The organism is Geminocystis sp. M7585_C2015_104 (assembly GCA_015295805.1).
Classification (GTDB): domain Bacteria; phylum Cyanobacteriota; class Cyanobacteriia; order Cyanobacteriales; family Cyanobacteriaceae; genus DVEF01.
This window is the reverse complement of record DVEF01000039.1, coordinates 1-23,935: the sequence shown is the minus strand read 5'-3', so window position 1 is coordinate 23,935 and position 23,935 is coordinate 1. Positions and strand designations below refer to the sequence as shown.

The following is a 23,935-nucleotide window of genomic DNA, read 5'->3' as shown; positions in this document are numbered from 1 at the left end:
TTATTCTAACCCATCCTTCCCGGTTTGTCAAGGTTAGGGGGGAAGATAACATTAGAAGTTGAGTTATAGCGATGCCCTTCCTGGTAGGAAGACGGATTATGCCCCTGTCATAGGGCATGCCCCTTGGGGCGTTGATTTTTCGGGGGAGGGGGGTTCAGGGAGTGATTGTGTTCTTGTTTGCCCCTTGTTGATTATTGTTCTTGTACTTAAATGTGCTCCGTAAAATCCGTATTTTTCTATAAGAACACATATTTATACATATGTAGATATGTTATTCAGAACTGGTGGGGGGATCTTCAGTGGCATGTTAGTGGGGTATATCCCTCTGTAGGTGGAACCATTTTTTGACCACTGGGGAGAAGAGGTTTTTCTGCCCTAATTCTTTTTCTTTTTTGTTGCCCGCTTTTCTCATATTGCCCTTGTATTCTGCTTTAAAAGCTGGGCCTGAGGTGTTTATAATTTTGTGCGGTACTATCACCTGTTATTATTACTCCCACTAGAATATTAATTTTTTCGGACTATATTCCTGAACTGTAGTTTTTGAATAGCAGTCTATACCCTTTGCTAAGGTGATTTAAAAATTATAAGTATTTCAGTTATGTTTAAATAACAGCAAAAATTTTAGTAATCCCTTTTTTTAATTGCTCCTCTCCATCTCTTAGCCCATAGAGAATTTTCACCCCCCAAGTATATGATATACTTTAAACCATTCTCCAGTTTTGTGTTATGGTCTTTACATAAACGTTGAGAAATTCGTGTTTAATTTAACCAAAGTTAAGGGCCCAAATGGAAATTTATTAAATTTGTTTAAAATCCAGCCACTAATTATAGGCCTTATTATTAATAATATCCTTTATTAAAACCACAACAGTGAAAGTGACTGGCCGACGGGATGGTTTTCTCTGAAAGAATAAAACAGAACCTATGGATTAACCACGAGTGAATATAGCCGAGGTTTGGATTTAAATTTTAATAGAGATGGATCCAAAAAAATAATTTTCCTCGACGGCTTTCTTTTAGATGGCTTTTATTTGAAGGCAAACCATGTAATGACTAGCGAAGCTATAACTATTTCCCGCTCCTTCTGAAACTGGCTGCATTTGGAAATCGGTCATCGGCAGGGGTTATTTTCTGTTCAAAATTAGGAGAAAAATTTTTATTATTTATATGTTAGCGTAAAAATTTTATAAATCCTTGAGCCACCTTGTCAGAGTTTAGAAGCAATGACAAATAAAAGTTGGAACGAATGGTATTTTATCCAGTAAGTGTATCCTGGGTCTCTCTGCTTGCAAAAAAAAAAAAGAGATTGTCCTCACGCCAATAGGGGCAAAATAGTGGGTAATGTTATCTCCAAATTCTTCAACTTATCCCATTACTTTTTTTTAAAATTGCCTGGGCCAAATATTCAGGAGAAATATTGAAAACATACCAATTGTCTATTTCCAGCGATAATAGAAATGCCCATATTCTAGATGGGACTCGTGGTGTTATTGGCACAGTAAGTGCCTCTGAGATGCCGGGGAATATTAAATACCCTCTCTGAGGAATATATGCAAATAGAACCAAATGGAAAAAGTCGTAAATTTACGATACGCAATCTGGAGCCTAACTAAAAAAAACTGTTTCAAAACAAATTACACAGGCACTCGCAGTATGGCGAAGGGTGAAGGAAATAACAGAGGAGCCTTAAGGCATAACTCATAAGTAAGTGGTTGGCAATCAATCCCAAGGCTGTTTATGGTAAAAAACATAACCTTATGCAGAAAACCCAACAATGTCCTTCTAATTCTCAGAAAAAAACCTACAAAAACTATAAATAACAACCGCGTCCTCATATAACCCCCAAAAAACCCCCTCTATCTTCCCTACCCTTCTCACAAACCTCACAGATATTACCCTTTTTATTACTCCCCATACTTGCTCGATAGTATTTAGCTCAGGACTTTTTGGTGGTAAAAATACAAGTTCTATTCCTGACTCTTCTGTCTTCTCTCTGACTTTATAACTCTTGTGAGACCTAAAATTATCAAGAATTGCTAATATAACCTGTTTATCTCTATTTGCTTCTGTTACATCCTCAAAAGTTTTGCATATACTATCCGATGTAGCGTCCTCTGCAAAGGTTATATGACTGTTTCCTCTGTAAGTATAATAATCTAGTGCATTGATTCTATTTTTATCAGTATTCTTCTTTGTTTTGTCTCCACCTTGCCAAAACTCCAAATCCTCTGACTATTTGCTCTATTTTGAGGATGTGTGCCATCAAAGAAAAATCCTATGCCTATATCCTGATGTTTGTATTTTCCTAGCAATCTTCTGAAAACTTCAGAAAGCCTCGTATAAGACTATTGTTTTGCATTTTCTGGTTTTCTATGGTCAATAGGGTGAGGTTTTATGTATAGCAGATCAAGGCTTCTAAGAATCCTTCTTATATGAACATCAGAGGATTTAACAACGTTGGGTTTTTGTTTTATGAGAGCTTTTATTTCTTTCATTTGCCAGGGGAGTAATCTATCTTTGTCTATTTGGGACATTTTAGGTCCTAGACCGCCGTCATAGCCTTTGATGTCAGTTAGGTCTTTTTTTATTCTAATCTTAAAGCCAATCGTATATGGTTCTTTCAGGGATATCAGTAGGTTTGGACAGATCATTTACAGTTCCTAATTCTTCTACCGGTTTTACCATAAGAGCTCTGAATTCTTGGCCTTTTTCACCTCTTAGGTATTTTCTTTCTAGTTCATCAATGTCTTTGACTTCTCGTTTCTTTGGCATGTCTGAAACATCTTTTTGTTTTTGCAATATTTGTAAGCCGCTATATTGAGAAAAATTAAAGTAATTTTCTCCGGGTGTTATGTTAAGAGAAAATGAGTGCAGTTTTCATATTGTTTTCCCGGAGATGTATGTAAAAAGTAACCGTCTGCATGCTAGAAATTAAGCCTAAGGCGCCGGCTATAGAAGAAGTTAATTATATCGGAATGGGGAAGCTAAATGGAAATGGAAAAAATTTGGCTTTTACAAGGCGGTAAATGGGCTTGTAACAGGTTTTGGCTTCCACAAACAAGTCAGTGAGCCAAATAACCCTATCCTGATTGTGACAATTCCCAGGCTTTCATTTTTCCTGGATTCATCAAACCAAAGGGATCAACCATCTGTTTGAATTTTAACTGTTCAATATCTATTTGTTTCCTTCCCCCCTCTTCCAAAATGTAGGTGTGGGGATTGGCTATGGTTGCCCCATTTTCCTCATGGTATCTAATAATCTCATTCAAACGCTTTTCCGTGGTATACCTAACCAGCTGCAAACCAGCAGGAATTGCTCTGCCCTTTACTCTCAAAAACTCGAGATGAAGCATCACTTCATCCCCAAAATGGTGGTACATTTTTTCCACTTGTTCCAAATCCCAGAAAAAGGTCTGTAAGTAGGTGATATTATTGTCAATATTTCTGGCATGTAGGGTGGTATGATTCCAAGTAAATTCGATTAGATTTATTCCCCTATCCTCGTCGGCGCCGTTGAGATAACTTATTTCCCCTCCCCACTGTTTTACCAGCTCCCCAAGAGGCAGCAAACAGTTTTCTGCTATTAGTAAAAAAGCACAATGTTTTCCCTCGGGGATGTAGGAATTTAAACTAGTAAAATATTTAGGAATAGGATGAGCATGAATACTAATTAGTCTTTTGACGATCCCATCGCTGTCCGCCAATTCTTGTCCAAATTTTACAGCAGTCATGAAGTCATCAAAAATGACAATTATATCCAGCCAATTGTTTGCGGGTGCCAGAGGAATCTCAATCTCTGTCATGATTCCATTTGTGCCATAAGCATGATTGACTTGTTGGGTTTCGTCCCCTGTTAACTGGATTATTCTCGGCTCTTGTTCCAAAGTGACTACTTTTACTTTATGAACGTTGCCCCTGTCCCTCAATTGCCCGTAGTTAATGGAACCAATCCCACCGCTGCCGCCAGCAATAAACCCTCCTAAGGTCGCAATCTTATAGGTAGATGGGAACATCCTCAACTCCCATCCTTTTTTTCTAGCTTCTCTTTCTAAAACGCCCATTTTGACACCCGCCTCCACCACAGCCACGCCCGCTTCTATTCGTTTTATGCCCCTCATCTGACTCATATCCAGAATCACTCCCCCCTTCAGGGGTATGCATTGCCCATAGTTACCCGTGCCGGCTCCCCTCACGGTAATGGGGATTCTATTTTCTACACATATTCTTGCTACCCTTAAAATTTCCTCTTCACAAGTGGGCAATACCACTAAGTCCCCTTTTTTGTCCGCTAATTTCTCAGCCAAAATAGGACTAAAGTGGAAGTAGTCATGGGAAAGTTGTTTTACTTTTTTTTCCTCAGAAATTACCTGAATACTTCCCAGATTTTTTGTTATATTTTGATAATCCGCCATGGGGTTTTCCTCTTCCTATAATGGGCTCATTATATTATATCAATTGCGGTAAATCAAACAGGAAACCGTTTATCGGCATTTTCTCGGTTTTTCCCGGTTTTAACTCAAGGGCTACTTAGTTTCTTCCAAATTTTTCTCCGCTGGACCTTGACTATTTTGTGAGAAAAGTGATAAGATGGGCAATATGGTAGAATGGGGCGTATTGTGTTCGCATAGAAGGGTGGTAAGAAAAAGTAGGCTAATATATGATAGAGGCACACTTATTCTACACCCGCCGCCAAGAGGAAAGAAGTGGATTGAGTTCGCAACATGGGATGATCGTATTGAGAGGTTTAGAATCCCAGGATACTGTTATCGTCCTCTAATAGAGAGTTTACAGCAAGAGGGTATCGAAATAGTAGACGAGGCAAGGGCTTATTACCCCCTCCAGATACGCCTTTTTTCTAGCAAAACCCCATTTGCCCATCAGCGAGAGGCTTTGGCTGCCTGGAAAAGGGCTGGTGGAAAGGGGGTGGTGGTATTGCCTACAGGGGGGGGTAAAACCTTTCTGGCACATTTGGTTATTGCCTATGTGGCAACTACTACCTTGATTGTGGTGCCAACTTTGGACTTAATGCATCAGTGGTATGGAGAGATTAAAGAAAACATAAAAGGGGTAGAGGTGGGACTATTAGGAGGAGGAAGCCAGGATTTTACCCCCATTTTAATTGCTACCTATCACAGTGCCAATATTCACTCAGTGACGTTGGGAAATTCTTATGGTTTATTGATTTTTGATGAGTGTCATCATCTCCCCACAGATTTTTTTCGTAATATTGCCGAGGATTCCATTGCTCCCTATCGTTTGGGTCTAACCGCAACACCAGAAAGAGGTGATGGAAACCACAAAGAATTAGAACGTCTAATTGGCGATATTGTCTACCGCAGAACCCCTAAGGAGTTGTCTGGAAAAACACTGGCAGAATATGAGGTTGTGTCTATCAAAGTTAAACTTTCTGATGAAGAAAAACAATGCTATCATCAGGCTATAAAAACTCGAAATGAGTTCTTGAAAAAGTATAATATTTCTCTCAAGGGTATAGAAGGTTGGCATTTGTTTGTCAAAGTCAGTTCCACTTCAATAGAGGGTAGAAGGGCAATGCTAGCCCATCGAACAGCCAAGGAAATTGCCTTGGGCACAGAGGCAAAAATCCGCGTTTTGGCAGAGTTGTTGGCAAGACATTATCCGGATAAGATATTAATATTCACCCACGACAATGCTACCGTTTATCTCATATCTCAAAGATTCTTAATCCCGGCTATTACTCATCAGACTCCTGTCAAGGAAAGATATGAAATTCTGAATGCATATCGCCAGGGGCTTTATAAGATCGTGGTGGCGTCTCATGTGCTAAATGAGGGGATAGATGTGCCTTCTGCTAAAATAGCAATCATTCTCTCCGGCACGGGCTCAAGTAGGGAGTATATTCAGCGTCTAGGGCGAATTCTCAGAAGGGGTAACCATGAGCAAAAATTGGCTATATTGTATGAGATAATTGCCGAAAATACCTTGGAAGAAATAACCTCCGCTAGGAGAAAAGAAGGTTTAAATTTTTCCGCACATACCCCTACTTTCAAGGCGGCAGAATCCACCCCTCAATGGCGTGTTGACGATTAAAAAATATCTACTCCGTCTTGCCCTACTTTCGTCTGCTAAGATAAGATTAAGTTTTGTAAAGAAGATTAAAGAAGAATGTTAAAAGTTGAGCAGACAGTAGAGTCATGGTTTCGTCTGGAAACGCTTTGGGAGGGGAAAGAGGAGATAATAAGAAGGGGATTGCCCCATAGTCAACTGTCGCCGCCCTGGCAAATGTTATTATTGGGAGATGGCTCTACTACTAGGCATTTAAGATTATTAACGGGGGAGGCTATTGAGGTGGAGATAATAGAAATGTCGTTGGTGGGGGATAATAGGGACAATGGGCCAGAGGATATTGAGAAGGTGCCTCCTCCAAGGTTGAGAAGACAGGTGTGGTTGAAGACGGCCAGTGGTCAAATTTTGGCCTATGCAGTTTCTTGGTGGGAAGCCAGTCGTGTAGATGAATATTTACGTAACAGAAATCTGCCTATTTGGGAAAGTTTGTCCAACTTACACACAGAATTATATAGGGACATTAGGGGGATTTACTATGGGAATAGTAGGGCACTAGAGGAGGGATTTGGGGAGAAAGGGCCTTTCTGGGGGAGGCATTATTTTTTCTGGCATCGTCGTCAACCCATTACTCTCATCTATGAGGTTTTTTCCCCCTATTTATGTCGCTATTTGGGGAAACAATAGACGGGCCATTGTGGGTGTCCCTTTTGGGGATATTATTTCCCCTTAGGTTGATTTTTTGCCTGCTCTAATGCTATTTCCTTTATAGCCTCAAGGGAGTCACGACTGGAAGCCCCCTCGATGGCTTTTACTGCCAAATCCTGAACTTGTTCCAGTTGTTTAGAGAGACCATCTAAAAGTTGTTGATTGTCGGCAATGGTATCTTCCAATTCCTTAATTTTTAGCTGATAATTTAGTTCCTCTCCTTGTATTTCTTTTTCCCGTATATCTACCTTGGCTTTAGCTTCTCGGATTTATTATTTTCCCTTCCTCTGTTGCTTTTTTGATTTCATTTTCCAGTGGCTGTTGGAACTCCTTTACTTTTTGTTTAGCTTCAGTATAGGCTTTTTCCTTCTGGACTATAGTCTCTTCTCTTGCTAACCATTCTTTCTCCTTTTTTCTCCTTTCTTTTTCCAGTTGTTGATACAATTGAGACAATTGTTGTTGCCAGTTGTCCTGGTCTATTTGTCTTTGCAAGTGCAAATTATACTGATACTCTTCCTCTTCTCTCTGCTTATTCTTGTTATAATCCTCGTTTCTCTCTCCAAAAAGCCGTTGATGATTTTCTTGTTCTTTCTGCCACTCCTTTTGCAGAGTTTCCAGCTGCTGTTTTGAGTCAATTTCCTTTTGTTAGTATTCTTTTTCAAATGCCTCTTTGCTGTGTTGATATTCCTGGATTAATTGGGCAAGGGTAGAGTCTTCTACTGTTTCCAAATTGTGCAACTCTTTTAGTTTCTGTTTTTGAGTGTCAATTTCCGTTTGAAGTTGTTGCAGTCGAGAGACTTCGGCAATTAATTCTTCAGAGAGTTTGCTTACGGCGGCAGAGAAAAAGAGTTTTATTTCCTCCAAAATGGAGATAATATTTTCTAGCTCACAACAAGCAGTCTTCATTGTTTCTTCTCCTCCCCCCTTTTCTAAAATACTTCTGATGAGACTAATGAAATCCTCCCCTGATGAGGTGGTTTCTCTATCCCGGGCGGAGGGAGAAGACTGTTTATTATGTATTTGTTTTAGTTTTTCCTCCAAGGCTTTTTTCTCCTGTCGGAGTTTGTGGTAGGCTTGGAGAATTTCGGCTTTGGTGTTTTTTGCGCTGACGGTCATTTTTTCCTCCTGGTTTGATTGTTAGTTGTAATTATTGTGTTTTATCAAAGGCTTTTAAGGCCAAGGTTTGTGTCTTTAATATGACTTCTTGTAACTTTTGATTTAGTAACTGTATCTGTTCATTTTGCTGTTGGATTTTAGCCTGAAGGGATTGGAGTCTAAACTCATAACCTTGTTTAGCAGCTTCCCACTCCTTTTCTCTCAAAATAGCCTTGTTTTCGTATTATTTTGTATATCTTTAATAGCTTCCCCACGGGCTTTATTAGTCTCAGTTTTAATAACCTCTTCAAAGGTAGCAATTTTCTGCTGATTGAGATTAAACTCCTCCTCTTGAAGTGCCAGGATAGTCTCCCTTTCCCTCCAATTTTTTCCTTCTATTCTTGCAGGGAGGCTATTTCCATCTCTTGAGTCCTCTTCTTGTTTTCATATTCATCCATTTGTCTTCTTCTGGCCTGTTGAATTTTATAGTTGTAGTCCGACTCTTCCCGGTTCCGTTTTTTTTGAGGTAACATTTGAGCTTCTGTGATTTTTTCCACAAATTCCATCTCCTCTTTTTGCCAATGTTGGTAGGATTTCTCTTTGAAATTCAATAGTTTCTATTTTTCGGCGATAGTTATCCTCTAATGCCTTTAGTTTTTCCCCGGCTTGCAACCTACATATAAACCGTAGGCCACCAGGTTTATTTGGATTACATTTTCCAATTCCCTCTGCTTAACTAAAATTGCTTTCCTTAGTTCACTTAAAATGTTTAAATCCGCTAACAAGCGTTGGGAAATTTACTGAATTGAATTATTGAATTCCAGTTGAAGGGCGGCCATTCTGTTGACAATGTTATCGACAATATATCCTGCCACCCTGTTTAACAATTCCCTTTCTTTTTGTCGCTCAATAACTTCCTCCCTTGGCCACCCCTTTCTGTTTCTGTTGGTATTCTTTTAAAAGGTTTTCTAGGGTCTGATTCAGATTATGTGCACTTGACATTGGCCAATTTTTTAGAACTAACAAACCATGGGACCATAGTATCATTTTCCAATTTTAAATTTACGATTATTAATATTTTTTAAAATTTCCCTGAAAAACCAATGGCCAAGGTAAAAACTGATGTCATTGTCATGAATGAAAAGGTGGGCAAAAGGAAGAAGTGACAAGTTATACCACGCATCTACCCGCTTACCTGTTTGAAGTTATTGCCTAATTGATGCCTCACCTGCTACTTTTAACAAGGAGGCAAAATATTAGGAGTCGTGTTTGGTTTCAGCGGCGAGTATATGGAGCCATATAATATGCAGAAAAATCGAAAAAATAGGGGGAAAGTAGCCACAATGCGGAAAAGACTGAGTTAAGGGGCAATTTTCATACTAATATCCAACCAGGGGGCCCGTGTGATAAAGGCACTGGTGGAGATATAATCAACACCGGTGGAGGCTATCTGTCTGATATTATCCAGACGCACGTTGCCAGAGGCTTCAATGAGGATGCGGGGATTGTGTTGGCGAATAAAAGCAACAGCCTCTCTCATTTCTCCTACACCCATATTGTCCAACATTATAATATCTGCCTGATGCTCAACAGCCTCTTTTACCTGGGAGAGGTTATTAGTTTCCACTTCGATGGCAAGGGGATAGGGTATCTGTTTTCTGACTAAAGCAATAGCTTGGGAAATACCACCGGCTGCCTGGATGTGATTGTCCTTAATCAGGATAGCATCATCCAAACCGAGACGATGATTGACGGCGCCACCTACGCGGGAGGCGTATTTTTCCAGCATTCGTAACCCCGGGGTAGTCTTCCTGGTGTCTACTAATTGAGTAGGGTAGTCGGCAATGGCGGCAACGTATTGTCTAGTGGCGGTGGCAATTCCACTAAGTCGCATGACAAGGTTTAAGGCTAGTCTTTCACCGGTGAGTAAGGCAGAGACTTTCCCCTCACAGGTAAAAATAATACTTCCCTTCTCCTTCTCCTCCCCCTCCTCTGCCAGTCTTTCGCATTTAACAGTATCATCCAACAAACGAAACACCCTTTCGGCTATGGGCAAACCGGCAACTACTCCCCCCTCTTTTAATACCCAGTATGCCTTGCCCCTCTTGTGGTCGCCGAAAATACTCGTTGTCGTATGATCACCTCGACCAATATCTTCTAGCAGCCATTGTCGCAGGAGATTATCTAAAATTAGTGGGTGGGGTAGAGAATAATTCATAGGAGGTAAGCCTCTAAAGTCTAACAGGTTTTTTGGTGGAAGAGGGCAATTTTAGCCACTGCCTCTGCTAGAATTTCTGGCGGTTGTACCAAAGCAAATCTAACATACCCTTCACCATATTTTCCAAAACCCGCACCTGGCGACAGGGCTACACCTGTTTCTTTCAGCAATTCAACACAGTATCGAATTGAATTTTGTTGCCAGGGAGATGGGAGTTTTGCCCAAACATATAGGGTAGCAGGAGGAAGGGGCACTTGCCAGCCAATTTTAGCTAATTGTGATACCAGAAAGTCCCGTCTTTCTCTGTATATTCTCACCGTTTCTGCCACACATTCTTGGGGGGATGTCAAGGCGGTAATTGCCCCCTGTAAAATCCCCCTATATTGGTTAAAATCTACTATTGATTTTATCTTTCTCAGGGCTGTAATTAGTTGCGAATTGCCTATAGCAAAGCCTATTCTAAATCCTCCCATGTTGTAAGATTTTGAGAAGGTGAAAAACTCTATAGATATTTCCTTATTTTTGTCTACCTCCAGGACTGAAATTGGTCTTTCCTCCCCAAAATATATGTCCATATAGGGGAAATCGTGGACCAAAATCAAATTGTGCTTTTTGCAGAAGACAAATGCCTCTTCAAAGAAACTGCGGGGGGCGATGGCAGTGGTCGGGTTGTGGGGATAGCTTAAAATCATCAGTTTTGCCTTAGACAAAACCGCCTCTGGAATATCAGCAAATTGGGGTAAAAAATTATTTTCTTCTAACAGAGGCATGGCATAAACTTGACCACTTGCTAAATAAACGCCGCCGGCATGAGAGGGATAACCTGGATCTAAAGTAAGGGCATAATCGCCTGGATTTATAACGGCTAGGGGGAAATGAGCACTCCCTTCCTGAGAGCCAATAAGGGGCAAGACTTCTGTTTCCCAATCCACATAATTGCCAAATCTTTTTTGATACCAGTCGGCCACAACTTTTCTGAATTCTGCCGTGCCTCCGTGTAAAAGATAACGATGATTTTCGGGATTATAAAGGGACTTTTCTATGGCTTCAATAATGGGTTTTGCCGTGGACAAATCTGCTGAACCTAGGGAAAGATCAATGATTTTTTTACCCTGGTTTATAGCTTCCGTCTTTGCCCTATCCATGTCGGCAAAGACATTTCTTTCAAGGAGTCTAACTCTTTCCGATAGCACTAGCATTTTCCTCTATTAGGGTTAGAGTGTAATAATTTCGCGGAGCCAAAAAGCAATCTTAAAATCTCTTTAAATCATTTTCCTCGGCTAGCTTTAGCCAAAATGCAGTCCTTAAAATCGCACCTATCTTATTGTTATTTTTGTAACTTTTAAGTTAAAAGTGTGATTCACTTATCTGATCAGCTCAGTGTTATCGTACCATAAAAGCGGCTAATTTGGATTAAATTTTGAGGTAGAAACCGTGGGGGAAGGAGGGAGCAAAAGGGGAGATGTGGAAAAGGGAGGTGTTTATTTCCACATCAAGCCTGTTTCTGTAGAAATTTTGTAGAAGTTTTTGTGTGAGTTTAAAAGAGGCAATTAAATAGCTTCTTCAACAAATTCTCTGAGTTTGTCTTTGCCGATAGCACCTTCGTAACTTTTGATAATCTGGCCTCCCTTAAAAAGTCTTAAGGCAGGCACCCCTTCGACTTTACAGAAGGCTACACTTTCAGGATTGGGGTCCACTTCTAATTTTACCACCTTGAGACGGTCAGCGTAGGTCTCGGCTAGCCAGTTGATGGAGGGAGAAACAAGACGACAAGGGCCACACCAAGGAGCCCAGAAATAGGCCAAAACGGGCTTATTTTCCTGTAAAACCTCGCTTTTAAACTGAGAATCGTTGATTTCTATCACCTGACTCATGATTGATAACTCCTGCACCTCTTTTTTCCAGTTAATAACGGTTTGAGGTATGGGGGGAATATTTATTATCCATCATAAGAGGAGATGGGAAGAAGGGGAAAAAATAATAGAGACGCCCTGGTACGTCTCTTAAATGGGTATTAGGGGTGCCGGTTTCAATTGTAGCAAAGATATTAAAAATCTAGTAACATTTCACTGGTTTTCTGCCATAAGACTCTTCTGGTTTAAGGAGCAATGTGGCATTCAATAATATAAATGGTAATTCAGTAAAATTTCATAATAAAATCCAAGAATATAAGGGCCAGGAGGATGTTTTGGACAGGGGCTTTTGGAGGTAAAATTTTGTTGTCACCTCTGTGGGGAAAGATTGATAGTTAGGGAGATTTAGTTGGAGAAAATTGTTGGGGTAGCAGAGGAGATTACAAAGGAGGAGGGGTTATGAAATAGAAGGCCAAAAAATGTTTTAGAATCCCTACAGTTTGCGCCTATAGTTTTTAGCGATAAATCCCCGGATGGGGAGGGTAATGATTTAGAGAGTAGACACAAAAGGGTACTAATAATTTGTAAAGTTGATTTCACAAAAACTGGAAAATGTCATAGTATAATTCGACCCCAGGCCCAAGAAAAAATAGGTTACAGTTAGTCACTGGGGAAATGGGGAATAGAAGTCTAGGAGGCGAAAAGCAAACTGATTAGAATCAAGCCTACACTTATGAAAAAATACAAGGTAAAAAAGGATTGGTATATTTGGTTTGCATGGGAGGGATATACAGAGAAAGGCGGCGATATCAATATTCCTGTTGGTCTTAGGGAAGATACAGACACGAGGTATTTTCTATCAGAAAAACCTGGTGTTGGAGTAAATTTAGTTATGATAAAGGCCTCCCCTACATAGGTGTTGCCATCCTTAAAGGAAGAGTTTATGTATGAAAAGAAAACCGAGCCGGTGAGTGTTAGTATTTACTGAAGCCGTCAGAAGTTGCATATTTTGTTTTGAATAGTCAGGCATGAGAATCTAACAAAGATATACGTTAGAAACCTTGGGACAATTGGTGGAGAAACCAGAATAGTCCCTAAATGGGAGAAAATAAGAGAGATGCTGGATATTTCAATAGGTATATTACCGGTTTTTTATACCATTAAACCCTGTATTTTATAAATTAAAAATGGTGCAATCTGAATTATTTTTAGGGTAGTATTTAATATTTTTATGATATCTGTTTAAGATTTATCAATAATTAATAAAGCCGAAATTATATGGGGATAATTATAAATAAAAATTTTCAAATAAATAATAAACAATGAGCATTAAAGTACAACAGATATAACCATCATTTGCTAAAAGAGCGGACTGAAAACGGCAAAAAAGCAGAATAAGGAGAGCTGTTGGCTGTGTTGCTACTAGGGAAATTCTACAGTAGACAATAAAAATTTACTGTAACTAGATTGTAGAATAGCAATTATGCTATAATCCCTGGTGGTGAATTTTGATTTTTTAAGAGAAGAAAAATGTCCAAGTTTGATAGAGCAGCCATCAACTGGGATGAAAACCCTATTAGAGTGAATATGGCAAAATCCGTCGCGAATGGTGTAAGAAAATTTATTTCTCTCGAAAGGAGATTCAATCTGTTAGACTTCGGATGTGGCACGGGATTGGTCTCATTTTTTCTGGCAGAAGATGTCGGACATATAACAGGGATAGACAACTCAAAGGCAATGGTAGAAGTATTTAACAAAAAGGCAAAAGAGAATAACATAAACGCCCAAGCTTACCATATAGAGTTGTCACAAGAGGAGTTAAACCAAAATTTTGATGTGATAGTGAGCAGTATGACATTTCATCATATAAAATATCCTGTTGATATACTCAAAAAATTATACAGGGCTCTAAAAGAAGGGGGTTGTATTGCAGTGGCAGAATTGGTGAAAGAAGATGGAACATTCCACGAAGAAAACGACGGAGTTGAACATTTTGGCTTTGAGATAAAAGACATGGAAAAATTTTTCCAAGAAGCGGGGTTTAGAGATATAAAACATGATATAATTTACACGGTAGAAAAGGAGAGGGGAGAAAATAAAAAAGAGTACCCAGTGTTTATAATGGTAGGGAGGAAATAAAATACTCCCAGTTGGCGAGTGAATGTCGAAAAGTTTGGAGTATATATTGGGAAAAAACAACCTCGCTCGCGCCCCAACCAGGAGATGGCAAAAACCTACTGAAAAAAGAAGGATTAACAAGTCTACAGATAAACTATGTCCTACTGTGGAGAAATAGAGTAAGGCATATATAGCAATCAGGAAAGGGTTTATACTATCATACTAGAGTCGTTAGGAATTAGAGGGAAATAAGGGAAAAAGTGAGCAACTTCCTAGGAAAACTAAAAGATATTATCGGCGGAGGACAAGAAGATTTCCAATACTACGAACAGGAAATCGAAAATATGACAGCCGCGGAGAAATCAACAAAAGAGGGGAAATCGGAGGCGGTGGTGGACGGGGGGGAAATACCAACACCTGCTGCCTCTAATATCCGTCGTCGCCGCGGCAGAGAGAGTCAAAAACCAGAAACCTTCCCCCCCAATTCTTATCTGGATAGCAGTCACGATACCACTATGTCTGGTTTTCCCAATAACGTAATTGGTATGCCTGGAGTTAACAATATGGTAGCCGAGGTAGTAGTAATTGAGCCCCACTCCTTTGACGAAATTCCCCAGGTGATTCAAACCCTAAAAGAACAAAGGTGTGTGGTATTAAATCTTAACGTAATGGAGCCGGAAGAGGCTCAGAGGGCAGTAGACTTTGTAGCAGGGGGCACTTATGCTATTGATGGACACCAAGAGAGAATAGGAGAAAGTATTTTCCTGTTTACCCCTAGAAATGTTAAGGTAAGCACCATTACGGGGAAATCCTATCCCAACCGCAAAAGTGGATTCGCCTCCTCGGAGGGTTTGAATAAACCCATTACAGAATCCCTTTGGGATGAAAGGGGTATAGGTAGTCTGAGTTAGTCGGAAGAAGAGAGAGGGGAATTAAAACAGTGTCTTTCTCATTGGGTGTGATAGGCGGGGGAGTGATGGCAGAGGCTATTATTTCCCGCCTTTTGGAAAAAAACCTTTATAATGGGGACAATATCATAATAGGTGAACCCCTTGTGAGTCGTCGTCAGTGGTGGCAAAAAACCTACCAGGTAGCCGTCACTGAGGATAACCAAAGGGTATTGGCAGAATCAGAAATACTGTTGTTGGCAGTTAAACCACAGAACCTAAAAGAGGTGGTGGCCAGCCTAAAACTAGATGATACTACCAACCGCCCTCTGGTGGTGTCAATTTTAGCGGGGGTTTCTCTAGACCTTTTGGCGGAGGGTTTTCCCGGTTTGCCTCTTGTAAGGGTGATGCCTAATACGCCAGCAGTGGTAGGACAGGCCATGACGGCCATCACCGCCAATGACCTAGTATCCCCACTACAGTTGCAACAGGTGAGAGCTATATTCGAGGCCGTTGGGGAGGTGGTGGAGGTCCCAGAATACCTGATGGATGCGGTTACTGGCCTATCTGGGTCAGGCCCTGCCTTCGTGGCCATGATGGTAGAGGCTTTAAGTGACGGGGGAGTGGCCGCAGGATTGCCCAGACAAATGGCCTTGGATTTGGCCATTCAAACTGTCCTGGGTACAGCTACCCTCCTGAAACTTAAAAAACTACACCCAGCATTACTAAAGGAGCAAGTAAGTAGTCCAGGAGGTACCACCATTGCCGGGGTGATGGCATTGGAGGATAGAGGATTCCGTGGGGCCGTAATATCTGCGGTTATGGCTGCCTATAAGAGGGCCCGTGATGGCTTGTAGGTTACCCCTGTTCCGACTTAAACCCAGGTTTTGTATATTTAACGGTTACAACTGTGTGCACATTGCCCCGAGGATTGAAGTCCCCCTTGATGGTAACATAGAGAGGCTCGGCCACCGCCACGAAGGCGTCTAGAATCTGGTTTACCGCCTCCTCGTGGGAAATATAACGGTCCCGGTAACTGTTAATATATAGCTTCAATGCCTTCAATTCTACTATTTTTTCATCCGGGCAGTAGTTGATGTGAATGGTGGCGAAGTCCGGGTAGCCGGAAAAGGGACATTTACAGGTGAACTCTGGTAGAGTAATATCAATGTCGTATATTCTACCAGGACGGGGATTGGGGAAGGTGGTCAACTGCCCTTCTATGATTGCCCTTTCCCCGTATTTCATCTCCTTGGTTTCCTTGATTTGACTGTCGGACATATCCTCAGCCATTAGCCTTCTGTTTCTGGATTGGGTTGAGACTGTGACTCAGACTGGGGTTGGCTGTTTTCTTTACTCAGACTCCCCTGTGGCACTAATTCAATTTGGTTATGGGTTTCTAGCCACTGGAGAGTTTTTTCTGCCGTCAGCTCAGATTTTACATATTGCTCCAACTTGGTTTCATCTACGTCGTCTTTGAGTTCTTGTCTAATCTCCTCACATCTCGCCTTGATTTCCTCCTCGCTGACGGTAATCCCCTCCTTTTCAGCTATTTTTTGCAGAATGATGTGGGCATGGAGATTTCTGCTAGCTTCCGGCTTAGCATTCTCCCGCATTCGGGCGATCATCTCCTTGGTGAAAAATCTCTTAACATCGAGTCCATAACTTTGAACCTGACTTGCTGTCCGGAGGAGGATACTTTGTACCTCTTCCTCTATCATAGTTTTTGGCAAATCGATTTGGGTGTGTTTCAACAATTCTTCAACAATGGCATTGTGAATGTTGTACTTTGTTTCATTTTCTGCCTTTTCCCGAAATTGTTTTTCTAAGGATTCCCGCAACTGAGCCATGGTTTGGAATTCACTGATTTCCTTGGCAAATTCGTCATCTAGGGGGGGCAATTCTTTCTCTTTGATTTCCTTGAGGGTTACAGTGACAACTACCTCCTTGCCGGCTAAATCTTTTTGGGGATAGTCTTCTGGCAGGGATAGGTGTAGCTTCTTAGTTTCCTCCAGATTCATACCAACGATGCCTTCTACAAAGCCGGGAATGAATTTGCCCTCCCTCAACTCCAGCTGGTATTCTTTGGCGGTAAAATTGGGCAGAATTTCCCCTTCTCCGTTGTCAGCAGCTTTTTTGCGCCCTTCAAAGTCTATTACTACTATATCCCCCATCTGTGCTGGACGATTTTCTACCGGCACAAAGGTAGCCATTTTTTCTTGGTTTTCCCTAAGCAGTTTATCCACATCCTCGGGATTGTATTTAACCTCCTCTGCCTTGATGTGTAAGCCAGTATACTGCCCTAAATTCACCTCCGGTGGCACATCTACGGCGGCACGATATACAAAGGGCTTTTCTGGGTCAAATTGTTGCACAAGTTCTTCAAAATTAGAACGTAGTTGATAATTGCCAATAGCCGGAATAGACTCTTGTTCAATGGCTTTTTTAAGACTGTCGGAGATTAACTCGTCAACAACCGCTGCTTTGATTCTATCGACGCCAATGCGTTGCAGGACAACTGCACGGGGAGCCTTTCCTTTTCTGAACCCGGGTATACTGGTATTCTGGGCAATTTCCGTGATAACCTTCTCGTAGGTAAATTTAGTTATTTCTGCAGGGATTTCTATTTCCAACCCAATTTGACTAGCAGGCAGTTTCTCCTGAGTGACTTTCATACTCTCACAAATCGCTTTTACAAGATGATTGGGGTTTACTGGAACAGTTTAGGTGTTTTTCGCTGAACTATGCTAGTATAACACACCTTGAGACCTACATTCATCCCCCAGGCTCTTAGCTTTCCTAAAGTTATCACTTCTTGCAGACTTGCGGACTAACAATGAATACACAGTGGCAAAGAAAACACATTCTCTCCCTAGAAGACTTTACCGTGGCAGAATATGACATGGTACTTAGTACTGCCCTTAGTTTTCGTTCTGTTCTACAGAGTAAGACAAAAAAAGTACCGGCCCTCCAGGGGCAAGTGGTGGCAAATCTATTCTTTGAGCCATCCACCCGCACTCGTAGCAGTTTTGAGTTAGCTGCCAAAAGACTTTCGGCAGATGTACTCAATTTTAGTCCAGGCACCTCCTCTTTGACTAAAGGGGAAACTATCCTGGATACAGTAACCACCTATTGGTCCATGGGGGCTAATATAATGGTAATCCGTCATAGTGGCTCTGGAGTGCCCCTGAATATAGCTACCCAGCTGGATAAATTGAATTCGGGGGTAAGTGTCTTTAATGCCGGTGATGGCCTACATCAACATCCATCCCAGGGATTGTTGGACTTGTTTACTATTTGTAGTTGTCTGGATGCAGAAAATCCCAGAATCTCCCTATTAGAGGGGAAAAAAATAGCTATTGTGGGAGATATTCTCCACTCCAGGGTGGCTCGTTCTAATATATACAGTCTACTGGCAGGCGGTGCAGAAGTTCACTTGGCCGCACCACCCACCCTTTTACCTATGCCATTCAAGGAGATAGTAAACAACAAACACCAAGGGCGTCTGTTTATCCACTGGGAATTAAAGCCGGCATTGGAAGGGGCAGATTTTGTTATGACACTACGCCTACAAAAAGAGAGAATGAGCGACTACCTTTTGCCCAGTCTGCGGGAATACCATCAGTTATTTGGCATTACTCATGAGAGACTGAAGTGGTGCAAGCCGGGAGTAAAAGTGCTACATCCTGGGCCCGTCAACAGGGGGGTAGAAATTAGTTCGGAACTAATGGATGACCCCAATTATAGCCTCATTGGGGAACAAGTAACCAATGGAGTTGCCGTCAGAATGGCCTTGTTATATCTGATTGGCAACTACAAGGGTTGAAAGGGGGGCTATTGGGCATATAAATCCGGTGCCAAGCCAAAAGCAAAAGCCCATGAATACCTGGGCTTTTTGTTGCTGAAGGTGAGGAAAACCAAAAGGGCTAATATGGCCATAACAGTAGTACTAGCAAACAGGACACGATAACCAAAGTCCAATACGGCGGCGCCCAAAACAGGCCCCCCCAAAGCTACCCCTAAATCAAAACCACTGATACAGATGGCAAAGGCCTTCCCCCTTTCACTGGTACTACAGCGATCTGCCACCAGGGCAAGGCTTATAGGGAAAATTATGCCAGCACCCATCCCCTCAGTAATGGCCGCCAGCATAATGGTTTCCCCACTATTCCCCAGGGTTAGCAGACCCATAGCTATTATGTAACACAACAAACTAAGTGTTATAAATACACCACGCCCATAACGGTCTGAAGCCTTACCGGCTACAAACCTAACCACAAAAGAGGCAATGGCGGCGGAAGAATAAAACAAACCGGCATTGAAATCTAGACGCAGATGACGGATATATAAGGGCAAAAATGTCACCAGAGTGCCGAAAATGGAGCCCACCAGCAGTAAAACCACAGTAGGGGCCAGTAGGGAAGGAGACAGTATCAGTTGCAGAAAACCCCGACTCCTGCCAACCTCCGTTGGCTTTTCCTCAGAGATATTAGTCTCAGTCTTATAGATGATTTCTGGGACTAGGATTATAAAACCAAGGGCAATCAGACCACAAAGGGCGGCTGTAATAAACACCACTTGGTAATTACTAGTATAGTCTAGCAAAAAACCCCCCACAGAGGGGCCAATGGCCATGCCAATGGGCACAGCTAAACTCATATAGCCTATCAATTCCCCCTTTTTCTGGGGAGGAGATAAGTCTACCACTAGGGCACTATAACCTGTAGTGAAAGCTGCAATACTTATCCCATGAAAGGCACGAATCAACACCAACTGGGGGACAGCCACAAAGAAGAGATATAATAGGGGGGCAGTAAAGGCTACTATTGTGCCTATAACAATCACAATTTTACGACTGGGATAATATACCAGCCTCCCGAAGCAACAACGAAAAAGGCTCAAAACTGCATGGCCAATGGCAGAGGGCAGAGACAACCTAGAGATTGTCTGTTTTAAACCCTCATCGGCTAGTTTACCCAACCAGACGCGGGATAATAACAAGCCAATGGCGAAACAGGCCATAATATAACCCACCTGTTTGGCAGTAAGCCCTGTGTCTTCCAGGTATGTTGGTAAAACGGGCAGCAGACAGGTGTTGCCAATCCAGAAGAAAAGGCTTGAGAAGAACAAAAATACCAGATGAATATAAGGGCTTGAAGGCATACTGGTTTTGAACCCTAAATCTTAATTTTTAAAACGTTACAAACCGTTACAAAACTTCACAATTCCATTGTAAAGGAAGGGAGATTGTCAAGGGAAGCGAAAAATATTAACGTAGGACAAAGACCTTTTTGGTAACATGGAATGTGGAGAGAGAAAGATTATGCACCTAGCAGTAGCCTCCTTGAAGGGGGGGGTGGGGAAGACCACCACTGCCATTCACCTAGCAGCCTATTTCCAACAGGATAAACCGACACTGTTGATAGATGCAGACAGGAATCGCTCGGCCTTGGTTTGGGCAAAGGAGGACAAATTGCCATTTATGGTGGCTTCCCAGGCCGGAGCAGTGGCCATAATAGCCCGTTATACCCATGTTATCATTGACATGAGGGGAGGACCGGAGGAGGAAGAGTTTGTAGATTTGGCCAAGAGTAACGATTTAATGATTATCCCCACCACCCCCAACCACCTGGACTTGGATGCCACTATTAAAGCCGTAGAAATATTAAGGAAACACCAAGTTAGTGTAAATAAATATAAGGTTCTCTTGACAAAAGTAGACTACAGGACAGTAAGCAGCAAGACAGCCAGATACTTCTTGGAAGAAAATAAAATACCACTTTTTAAAACGGAAATACCTTTACTAGTAGCCTTTGAGAGGGCGGCACAACATGGCAAAACTGTAAAAGACTACAGCGACGAGGGGGCAAAAAAAGGCTGGCAAAAGTACGCGCAACTGGGAAAGGAGATTCTGGGCAAACGGGGGAATAGTTAAGAATCTTGTAGGAAGTACAAGAGAATGAAACCATCCCAAAAACCCGTGCTACATTTAAGGTAGAAAGGCCTGAAGTTACCCAATTTCCGGATAATTAGGCTCGGGAAAGGAAAATAATGGCTACTAAAACCCTAGAAAGACCCACTCCCCAACAACAGGAGAAGGATAAACGTTTTAAAATCCTGGATGTGGTTATCAAAAAAAACCACTGTAGACAGGATGCGCTAATCGAAGTGCTACACAAAGCACAGTCCACCTTCGGCTATCTGGAAGATGATGTGCTGCTGTATGTCGCAAGACAGCTGAAACTCCCACCTAGTGAAGTATTCGGCGTTGCAACCTTCTACCACCTCTTCTCCCTAAAGCCAGCAGGGGCTCACTCTTGCGTTATCTGTCTGGGCACCGCTTGTTACGTGAAAGACTCCCCTCGTCTTTTAGAAGAATTGGCAGAAAATTTCAATCTCCACCCCGGTGAAACTACCCCAGACGGCAAGGTATCCCTAATGACTGCCCGCTGTATTGGCGCCTGTGGGTTAGCCCCAGCCGCTATCTTCGACGGCAAGGTTTGTGGCAAACAAACGCCGGAAAGTGTTCGTACCCAGGTTCAAAATTGGCTACAGGAGTAGACTATGGAGTTTTCTGAACTACAAAGAATCGCCGCCGAATACCTGGCACAACGTAAACCTATTAGGATTCGCTACTGTCACGCCGCCGGTTGTCAATCCTGTGGCTCCCTAGCCGTAGCCGAGGCTCTACAACGAGAAGTATCAGCCCAGGGACTAACAGAAGAAGTAGAAGTATGCCCGGTGGGGTGTATGCGTCTCTGTGGGCGGGGTTGTCTGGTAGATATTCAGGGCAAACTCTATGAAAGAGTAAGACCAGAAGATGCTCCCTCTTTGGTGGCCAGCATCAAGGACGATTCTGTCACCCCCACAGCACCTGCCGGCAGTTATGACCACCCCTTCTTTGCCTATCAGATGCCCATAGTACTGGAAAACTGCGGCAAAATCAACCCAGAAGAAATAGACGAATACATAGCAGTGGGGGGTTATCAACAGTTGGAAAAAGTACTACACTCCATGACTCCCCAAGAGGTGATTAGGGAAATCACCGTCAGCGGTTTGCGAGGCAGGGGTGGTGCCGGCTATCCCACCGGCTTGAAATGGTCCACCGTAGCCAAAATGCCAAAAACCCCTAAGTATGTGGTGTGCAACGCCGATGAGGGGGATCCAGGAGCCTTCATGGACAGAAGTGTCCTGGAAAGCGACCCCCACCGGGTTTTAGAAGGAATGGCCATTGCCGCCTATGCCGTGGGGGCCAACCAGGGCTATATCTACGTCCGCGCCGAATACCCCCTGGCCATCTCCCGTCTGCAAAAGGCCATTCAGCAAGCAAAGAGACGGGAAATACTGGGCACTCAGATATTTGGTAGTAATTTCGATTTCAAGGTAGATATAAGAGTGGGAGCCGGGGCCTTTGTCTGTGGAGAAGAAACCGCCCTCATCGCCTCCATTGAGGGGAAACGGGGTAACCCCAGGCCACGTCCTCCCTACCCGGCAGAATCCGGCCTGTGGGGCTGTCCCACCCTTATCAACAACGTGGAAACTTTTGCCAATGTGGTGCCCATCATCCGGGAAGGAGGAGAATGGTACAGTCGTATCGGAACCCCCACCAGTAAAGGCACCAAAGTCTTTGCCCTCACCGGCAAGGTAAAAAATACAGGCCTCATTGAGGTTCCCATGGGCACTACCATCAACCGCATTGTCATGGAAATGGGGGAAGGTTGTGCTGATGGCAAGAAAGTCAAAGCCGTCCAAACCGGCGGTCCTTCTGGCGGCTGTATCCCCTTTGAGTACTTTGATACTCCCGTCGACTACGAGTCCCTCAAATCCCTCGGCACTATTATGGGCTCTGGAGGGATGATTGTAGTTGATGAAGATACAAACATGGTAGGACTAGCCCGCTTCTACATGGAATTCTGTAGAGGGGAAACCTGTGGCAAATGTATTCCCTGTAGGACAGGAACAGTACAACTGTACCAGATGCTGACGAAAATACTCAATGGGGAAGCCACAGAAAAGGACTTAGAAAGTCTTCGCCAATTGTCGGCTCTGGTGAAAGAAGCTAGTCTTTGTGGCCTAGGCCAAACTGCCCCTAATCCCGTTTTGAGCACCCTTCGTTTCTTTGAACAGGAATACAAACAATTATTGAAGTCATAAGAGAACATGTCTGTAGTAACCCTGAAAATTGACAACGTGGACGTAGCCATAGAAGCCGGCAGCACCATCCTTCAGGCAGCCAAGGAGGCAGGCATAAAGATACCCACCCTTTGTTACCTGGAAGGGGTTTCTGCGGTAGGCGCCTGTCGTCTCTGTTTGGTGGAAATAAAGGGCAGTGACAGACTCCACGCCAGTTGTGTCACCACCGTTAGTGAGGGCATGGAAGTGTTTACCCAGACGGCAAAGCTAAAAGAATACCGCAAGATGCTGGTGGAACTCCTCTTCGCCGAGGGGAATCACATCTGTGCCTTCTGTGTCTCCAATGGCAACTGTGAACTCCAAGACGTAGCCATAGAAGTGGGAATGGATCACACCCGGTTTAACTATCGCTTCCCCGAAAGGGATGTAGACTTGTCCCATCCCCTCTTTGGTATAGATCACAACCGTTGTATCTTGTGTACTCGCTGTGTCCGCGTGTGTGCCGAAATTGAAGGAGCCCACGTCTGGAATGTGGCCTTCAGAGGAGCCGCCGCCAAGATTATCAGTGGCCTCAACCAACCCTGGGGAGAAGTATCCTCTTGTACCTCTTGTGGTAAATGTGTAGAAGCTTGTCCTACTGGTAGTATCTTCCGCAAAGGTGTTACCACCGCGGAAATGAAAAAACACCCAGACTACATCGAATTCCTACACACTGCTAGGGAGGAACACCAATGGACAAGATAAGATTCGCTACTGTCTGGTTGGCGGGATGTTCTGGTTGTCACATGTCCTTTTTGGACTTGGACGAGTTATTGTTTGACCTGGCAGACGCAGTAGAGGTAGTATATAGTCCTGTGGGCAGTGACATCAAACCCTATCCC

26 protein-coding genes are annotated in these 23,935 nt (G+C 42.8%); 12 read left to right on the top strand and 14 right to left on the bottom strand.

Features of this window, described 5'->3' with window-relative positions:
* Positions 1-1,782: 1,782 nt before the first annotated feature.
* The 3 genes from IGQ44_04465 to IGQ44_04455 form a co-directional block, all read right to left on the bottom strand.
* Complete coding sequence (locus IGQ44_04465; protein ID HIK37227.1) at positions 1,783-2,223, bottom strand: transposase; 441 nt, start codon at positions 2,221-2,223, stop codon at positions 1,783-1,785.
* Positions 2,224-2,345: 122 nt separating this feature from the next.
* Positions 2,346-2,651 (bottom strand): hypothetical protein, encoded by a 306-nt coding sequence (locus IGQ44_04460; GenBank protein HIK37226.1) that lies wholly within the window; start codon positions 2,649-2,651, stop codon positions 2,346-2,348.
* Positions 2,652-3,080: 429 nt separating this feature from the next.
* A complete protein-coding gene (locus IGQ44_04455) occupies positions 3,081-4,412 on the bottom strand; it encodes an FAD-binding oxidoreductase (GenBank protein ID HIK37225.1) in 1,332 nt (443 codons plus the stop codon).
* A gap of 184 nt (positions 4,413-4,596) precedes the next feature.
* Between IGQ44_04455 and IGQ44_04450 the strand changes: the two genes are divergently transcribed.
* Complete coding sequence (locus tag IGQ44_04450; GenBank protein HIK37224.1) at positions 4,597-6,069, top strand: DEAD/DEAH box helicase family protein; 1,473 nt, start codon at positions 4,597-4,599, stop codon at positions 6,067-6,069.
* A gap of 75 nt (positions 6,070-6,144) precedes the next feature.
* Entirely contained in the window at positions 6,145-6,729 is a 585-nt protein-coding gene (locus tag IGQ44_04445; GenBank protein HIK37223.1) for a chorismate lyase, read from the top strand.
* A 32-nt stretch (positions 6,730-6,761) separates the two neighbouring features.
* Here IGQ44_04445 and IGQ44_04440 read toward each other — a convergent pair whose 3' ends face one another.
* The 8 genes from IGQ44_04440 to IGQ44_04405 all read right to left on the bottom strand — a co-directional run bounded on the left by IGQ44_04440 (position 6,762) and on the right by IGQ44_04405 (position 11,937).
* Complete coding sequence (locus IGQ44_04440) at positions 6,762-6,935, bottom strand: hypothetical protein (protein HIK37222.1); 174 nt, start codon at positions 6,933-6,935, stop codon at positions 6,762-6,764.
* A gap of 70 nt (positions 6,936-7,005) precedes the next feature.
* Positions 7,006-7,248, bottom strand: a complete 243-nt coding sequence (locus IGQ44_04435; GenBank protein ID HIK37221.1) for a hypothetical protein — start codon at positions 7,246-7,248, stop codon at positions 7,006-7,008.
* Positions 7,249-7,395: 147 nt separating this feature from the next.
* Positions 7,396-7,866, bottom strand: a complete 471-nt coding sequence (locus tag IGQ44_04430; protein ID HIK37220.1) for a hypothetical protein — start codon at positions 7,864-7,866, stop codon at positions 7,396-7,398.
* Between the two features lie 31 nt (positions 7,867-7,897).
* Entirely contained in the window at positions 7,898-8,071 is a 174-nt protein-coding gene (locus IGQ44_04425; GenBank protein ID HIK37219.1) for a hypothetical protein, read from the bottom strand.
* A gap of 169 nt (positions 8,072-8,240) precedes the next feature.
* Entirely contained in the window at positions 8,241-8,456 is a 216-nt protein-coding gene (locus IGQ44_04420; GenBank protein ID HIK37218.1) for a hypothetical protein, read from the bottom strand.
* A 749-nt stretch (positions 8,457-9,205) separates the two neighbouring features.
* A complete protein-coding gene (locus IGQ44_04415) occupies positions 9,206-10,063 on the bottom strand; it encodes a carboxylating nicotinate-nucleotide diphosphorylase (protein HIK37217.1) in 858 nt (285 codons plus the stop codon).
* A gap of 20 nt (positions 10,064-10,083) precedes the next feature.
* Positions 10,084-11,262, bottom strand: coding sequence for an LL-diaminopimelate aminotransferase (locus IGQ44_04410; GenBank protein HIK37216.1), 1,179 nt, complete (start codon positions 11,260-11,262; stop codon positions 10,084-10,086).
* A 351-nt stretch (positions 11,263-11,613) separates the two neighbouring features.
* Positions 11,614-11,937, bottom strand: coding sequence for a thioredoxin (locus IGQ44_04405; protein HIK37215.1), 324 nt, complete (start codon positions 11,935-11,937; stop codon positions 11,614-11,616).
* A 712-nt stretch (positions 11,938-12,649) separates the two neighbouring features.
* On the opposite strand from IGQ44_04405, the gene IGQ44_04400 reads away from it, so the two are divergent.
* The 4 genes from IGQ44_04400 (at position 12,650) to proC (ending at position 15,778) form a co-directional block, all read left to right on the top strand.
* A complete protein-coding gene (locus tag IGQ44_04400; GenBank protein ID HIK37214.1) occupies positions 12,650-12,832 on the top strand; it encodes a hypothetical protein in 183 nt (60 codons plus the stop codon).
* Positions 12,833-13,446: 614 nt separating this feature from the next.
* Positions 13,447-14,055: a class I SAM-dependent methyltransferase gene (locus IGQ44_04395; protein ID HIK37213.1), complete on the top strand. Its 609-nt coding sequence runs from the start codon at positions 13,447-13,449 to the stop codon at positions 14,053-14,055.
* A gap of 323 nt (positions 14,056-14,378) precedes the next feature.
* Positions 14,379-14,945, top strand: a complete 567-nt coding sequence (locus IGQ44_04390) for a cell division protein SepF (protein ID HIK37212.1) — start codon at positions 14,379-14,381, stop codon at positions 14,943-14,945.
* 29 nt (positions 14,946-14,974) lie between these two features.
* Positions 14,975-15,778: a pyrroline-5-carboxylate reductase gene (gene proC / locus IGQ44_04385; GenBank protein ID HIK37211.1), complete on the top strand. Its 804-nt coding sequence runs from the start codon at positions 14,975-14,977 to the stop codon at positions 15,776-15,778.
* Position 15,779: 1 nt separating this feature from the next.
* On the opposite strand, the gene queF is transcribed toward proC, so the two are convergent.
* Positions 15,780-16,214 (bottom strand): NADPH-dependent 7-cyano-7-deazaguanine reductase QueF, encoded by a 435-nt coding sequence (gene queF / locus IGQ44_04380; protein ID HIK37210.1) that lies wholly within the window; start codon positions 16,212-16,214, stop codon positions 15,780-15,782.
* Positions 16,214-17,596 (bottom strand): trigger factor, encoded by a 1,383-nt coding sequence (locus IGQ44_04375; protein ID HIK37209.1) that lies wholly within the window; start codon positions 17,594-17,596, stop codon positions 16,214-16,216. Before IGQ44_04375 ends, queF begins: the two co-directional genes overlap by 1 nt.
* 161 nt (positions 17,597-17,757) lie before the next feature.
* Here IGQ44_04375 and IGQ44_04370 point away from each other — a divergent pair, with 161 nt between their 5' ends.
* Positions 17,758-18,747, top strand: coding sequence for an aspartate carbamoyltransferase catalytic subunit (locus tag IGQ44_04370; GenBank protein HIK37208.1), 990 nt, complete (start codon positions 17,758-17,760; stop codon positions 18,745-18,747).
* An 8-nt stretch (positions 18,748-18,755) separates the two neighbouring features.
* Here IGQ44_04370 and IGQ44_04365 read toward each other — a convergent pair whose 3' ends face one another.
* Positions 18,756-20,084 carry an MFS transporter gene (locus tag IGQ44_04365; GenBank protein ID HIK37207.1) on the bottom strand — a complete coding sequence of 443 codons (1,329 nt, stop codon included), beginning with the start codon at positions 20,082-20,084 and terminating at the stop codon, positions 18,756-18,758.
* A 160-nt stretch (positions 20,085-20,244) separates the two neighbouring features.
* Here IGQ44_04365 and IGQ44_04360 point away from each other — a divergent pair, with 160 nt between their 5' ends.
* The 5 genes from IGQ44_04360 to IGQ44_04340 all read left to right on the top strand — a co-directional run.
* Complete coding sequence (locus IGQ44_04360; protein ID HIK37206.1) at positions 20,245-20,856, top strand: ParA family protein; 612 nt, start codon at positions 20,245-20,247, stop codon at positions 20,854-20,856.
* Between the two features lie 116 nt (positions 20,857-20,972).
* Positions 20,973-21,482 carry a bidirectional hydrogenase complex protein HoxE gene (gene hoxE, locus IGQ44_04355; protein HIK37205.1) on the top strand — a complete coding sequence of 170 codons (510 nt, stop codon included), beginning with the start codon at positions 20,973-20,975 and terminating at the stop codon, positions 21,480-21,482.
* A gap of 3 nt (positions 21,483-21,485) precedes the next feature.
* Entirely contained in the window at positions 21,486-23,075 is a 1,590-nt protein-coding gene (locus IGQ44_04350) for an NAD(P)H-dependent oxidoreductase subunit E (GenBank protein HIK37204.1), read from the top strand.
* Positions 23,076-23,081: 6 nt separating this feature from the next.
* The gene (hoxU, locus tag IGQ44_04345; GenBank protein HIK37203.1) at positions 23,082-23,798 is read left to right on the top strand and encodes a bidirectional hydrogenase complex protein HoxU; all 717 of its coding nucleotides are present in this window, start codon (positions 23,082-23,084) and stop codon (positions 23,796-23,798) included.
* The coding region (locus IGQ44_04340; protein ID HIK37202.1) for an oxidoreductase at positions 23,786-23,935 on the top strand (150 nt) is incomplete at its 3' end. The genes hoxU and IGQ44_04340, both read left to right, overlap by 13 nt.

Coding starts and splice junctions, on each gene's coding strand:
- IGQ44_04410 (HIK37216.1), bottom strand. CDS start 11,262: ATGCTAGTGCTATCGGAAAGAGTTAGACTCCTTGAAAGAAATGTCTTT.
- IGQ44_04450 (HIK37224.1), top strand. CDS start 4,597: ATGGTAGAATGGGGCGTATTGTGTTCGCATAGAAGGGTGGTAAGAAAA.
- IGQ44_04415 (HIK37217.1), bottom strand. CDS start 10,063: ATGAATTATTCTCTACCCCACCCACTAATTTTAGATAATCTCCTGCGA.
- IGQ44_04375 (HIK37209.1), bottom strand. CDS start 17,596: ATGAAAGTCACTCAGGAGAAACTGCCTGCTAGTCAAATTGGGTTGGAA.
- IGQ44_04400 (HIK37214.1), top strand. CDS start 12,650: ATGAAAAAATACAAGGTAAAAAAGGATTGGTATATTTGGTTTGCATGG.
- IGQ44_04405 (HIK37215.1), bottom strand. CDS start 11,937: ATGAGTCAGGTGATAGAAATCAACGATTCTCAGTTTAAAAGCGAGGTT.
- IGQ44_04370 (HIK37208.1), top strand. CDS start 17,758: ATGAATACACAGTGGCAAAGAAAACACATTCTCTCCCTAGAAGACTTT.
- IGQ44_04445 (HIK37223.1), top strand. CDS start 6,145: ATGTTAAAAGTTGAGCAGACAGTAGAGTCATGGTTTCGTCTGGAAACG.
- IGQ44_04390 (HIK37212.1), top strand. CDS start 14,379: ATGACAGCCGCGGAGAAATCAACAAAAGAGGGGAAATCGGAGGCGGTG.
- IGQ44_04350 (HIK37204.1), top strand. CDS start 21,486: ATGGAGTTTTCTGAACTACAAAGAATCGCCGCCGAATACCTGGCACAA.
- IGQ44_04455 (HIK37225.1), bottom strand. CDS start 4,412: ATGGCGGATTATCAAAATATAACAAAAAATCTGGGAAGTATTCAGGTA.
- IGQ44_04395 (HIK37213.1), top strand. CDS start 13,447: ATGTCCAAGTTTGATAGAGCAGCCATCAACTGGGATGAAAACCCTATT.
- queF (HIK37210.1), bottom strand. CDS start 16,214: ATGGCTGAGGATATGTCCGACAGTCAAATCAAGGAAACCAAGGAGATG.
- IGQ44_04430 (HIK37220.1), bottom strand. CDS start 7,866: ATGACCGTCAGCGCAAAAAACACCAAAGCCGAAATTCTCCAAGCCTAC.
- hoxE (HIK37205.1), top strand. CDS start 20,973: ATGGCTACTAAAACCCTAGAAAGACCCACTCCCCAACAACAGGAGAAG.
- hoxU (HIK37203.1), top strand. CDS start 23,082: ATGTCTGTAGTAACCCTGAAAATTGACAACGTGGACGTAGCCATAGAA.
- IGQ44_04365 (HIK37207.1), bottom strand. CDS start 20,084: ATGCCTTCAAGCCCTTATATTCATCTGGTATTTTTGTTCTTCTCAAGC.
- IGQ44_04460 (HIK37226.1), bottom strand. CDS start 2,651: ATGATCTGTCCAAACCTACTGATATCCCTGAAAGAACCATATACGATT.
- IGQ44_04360 (HIK37206.1), top strand. CDS start 20,245: ATGCACCTAGCAGTAGCCTCCTTGAAGGGGGGGGTGGGGAAGACCACC.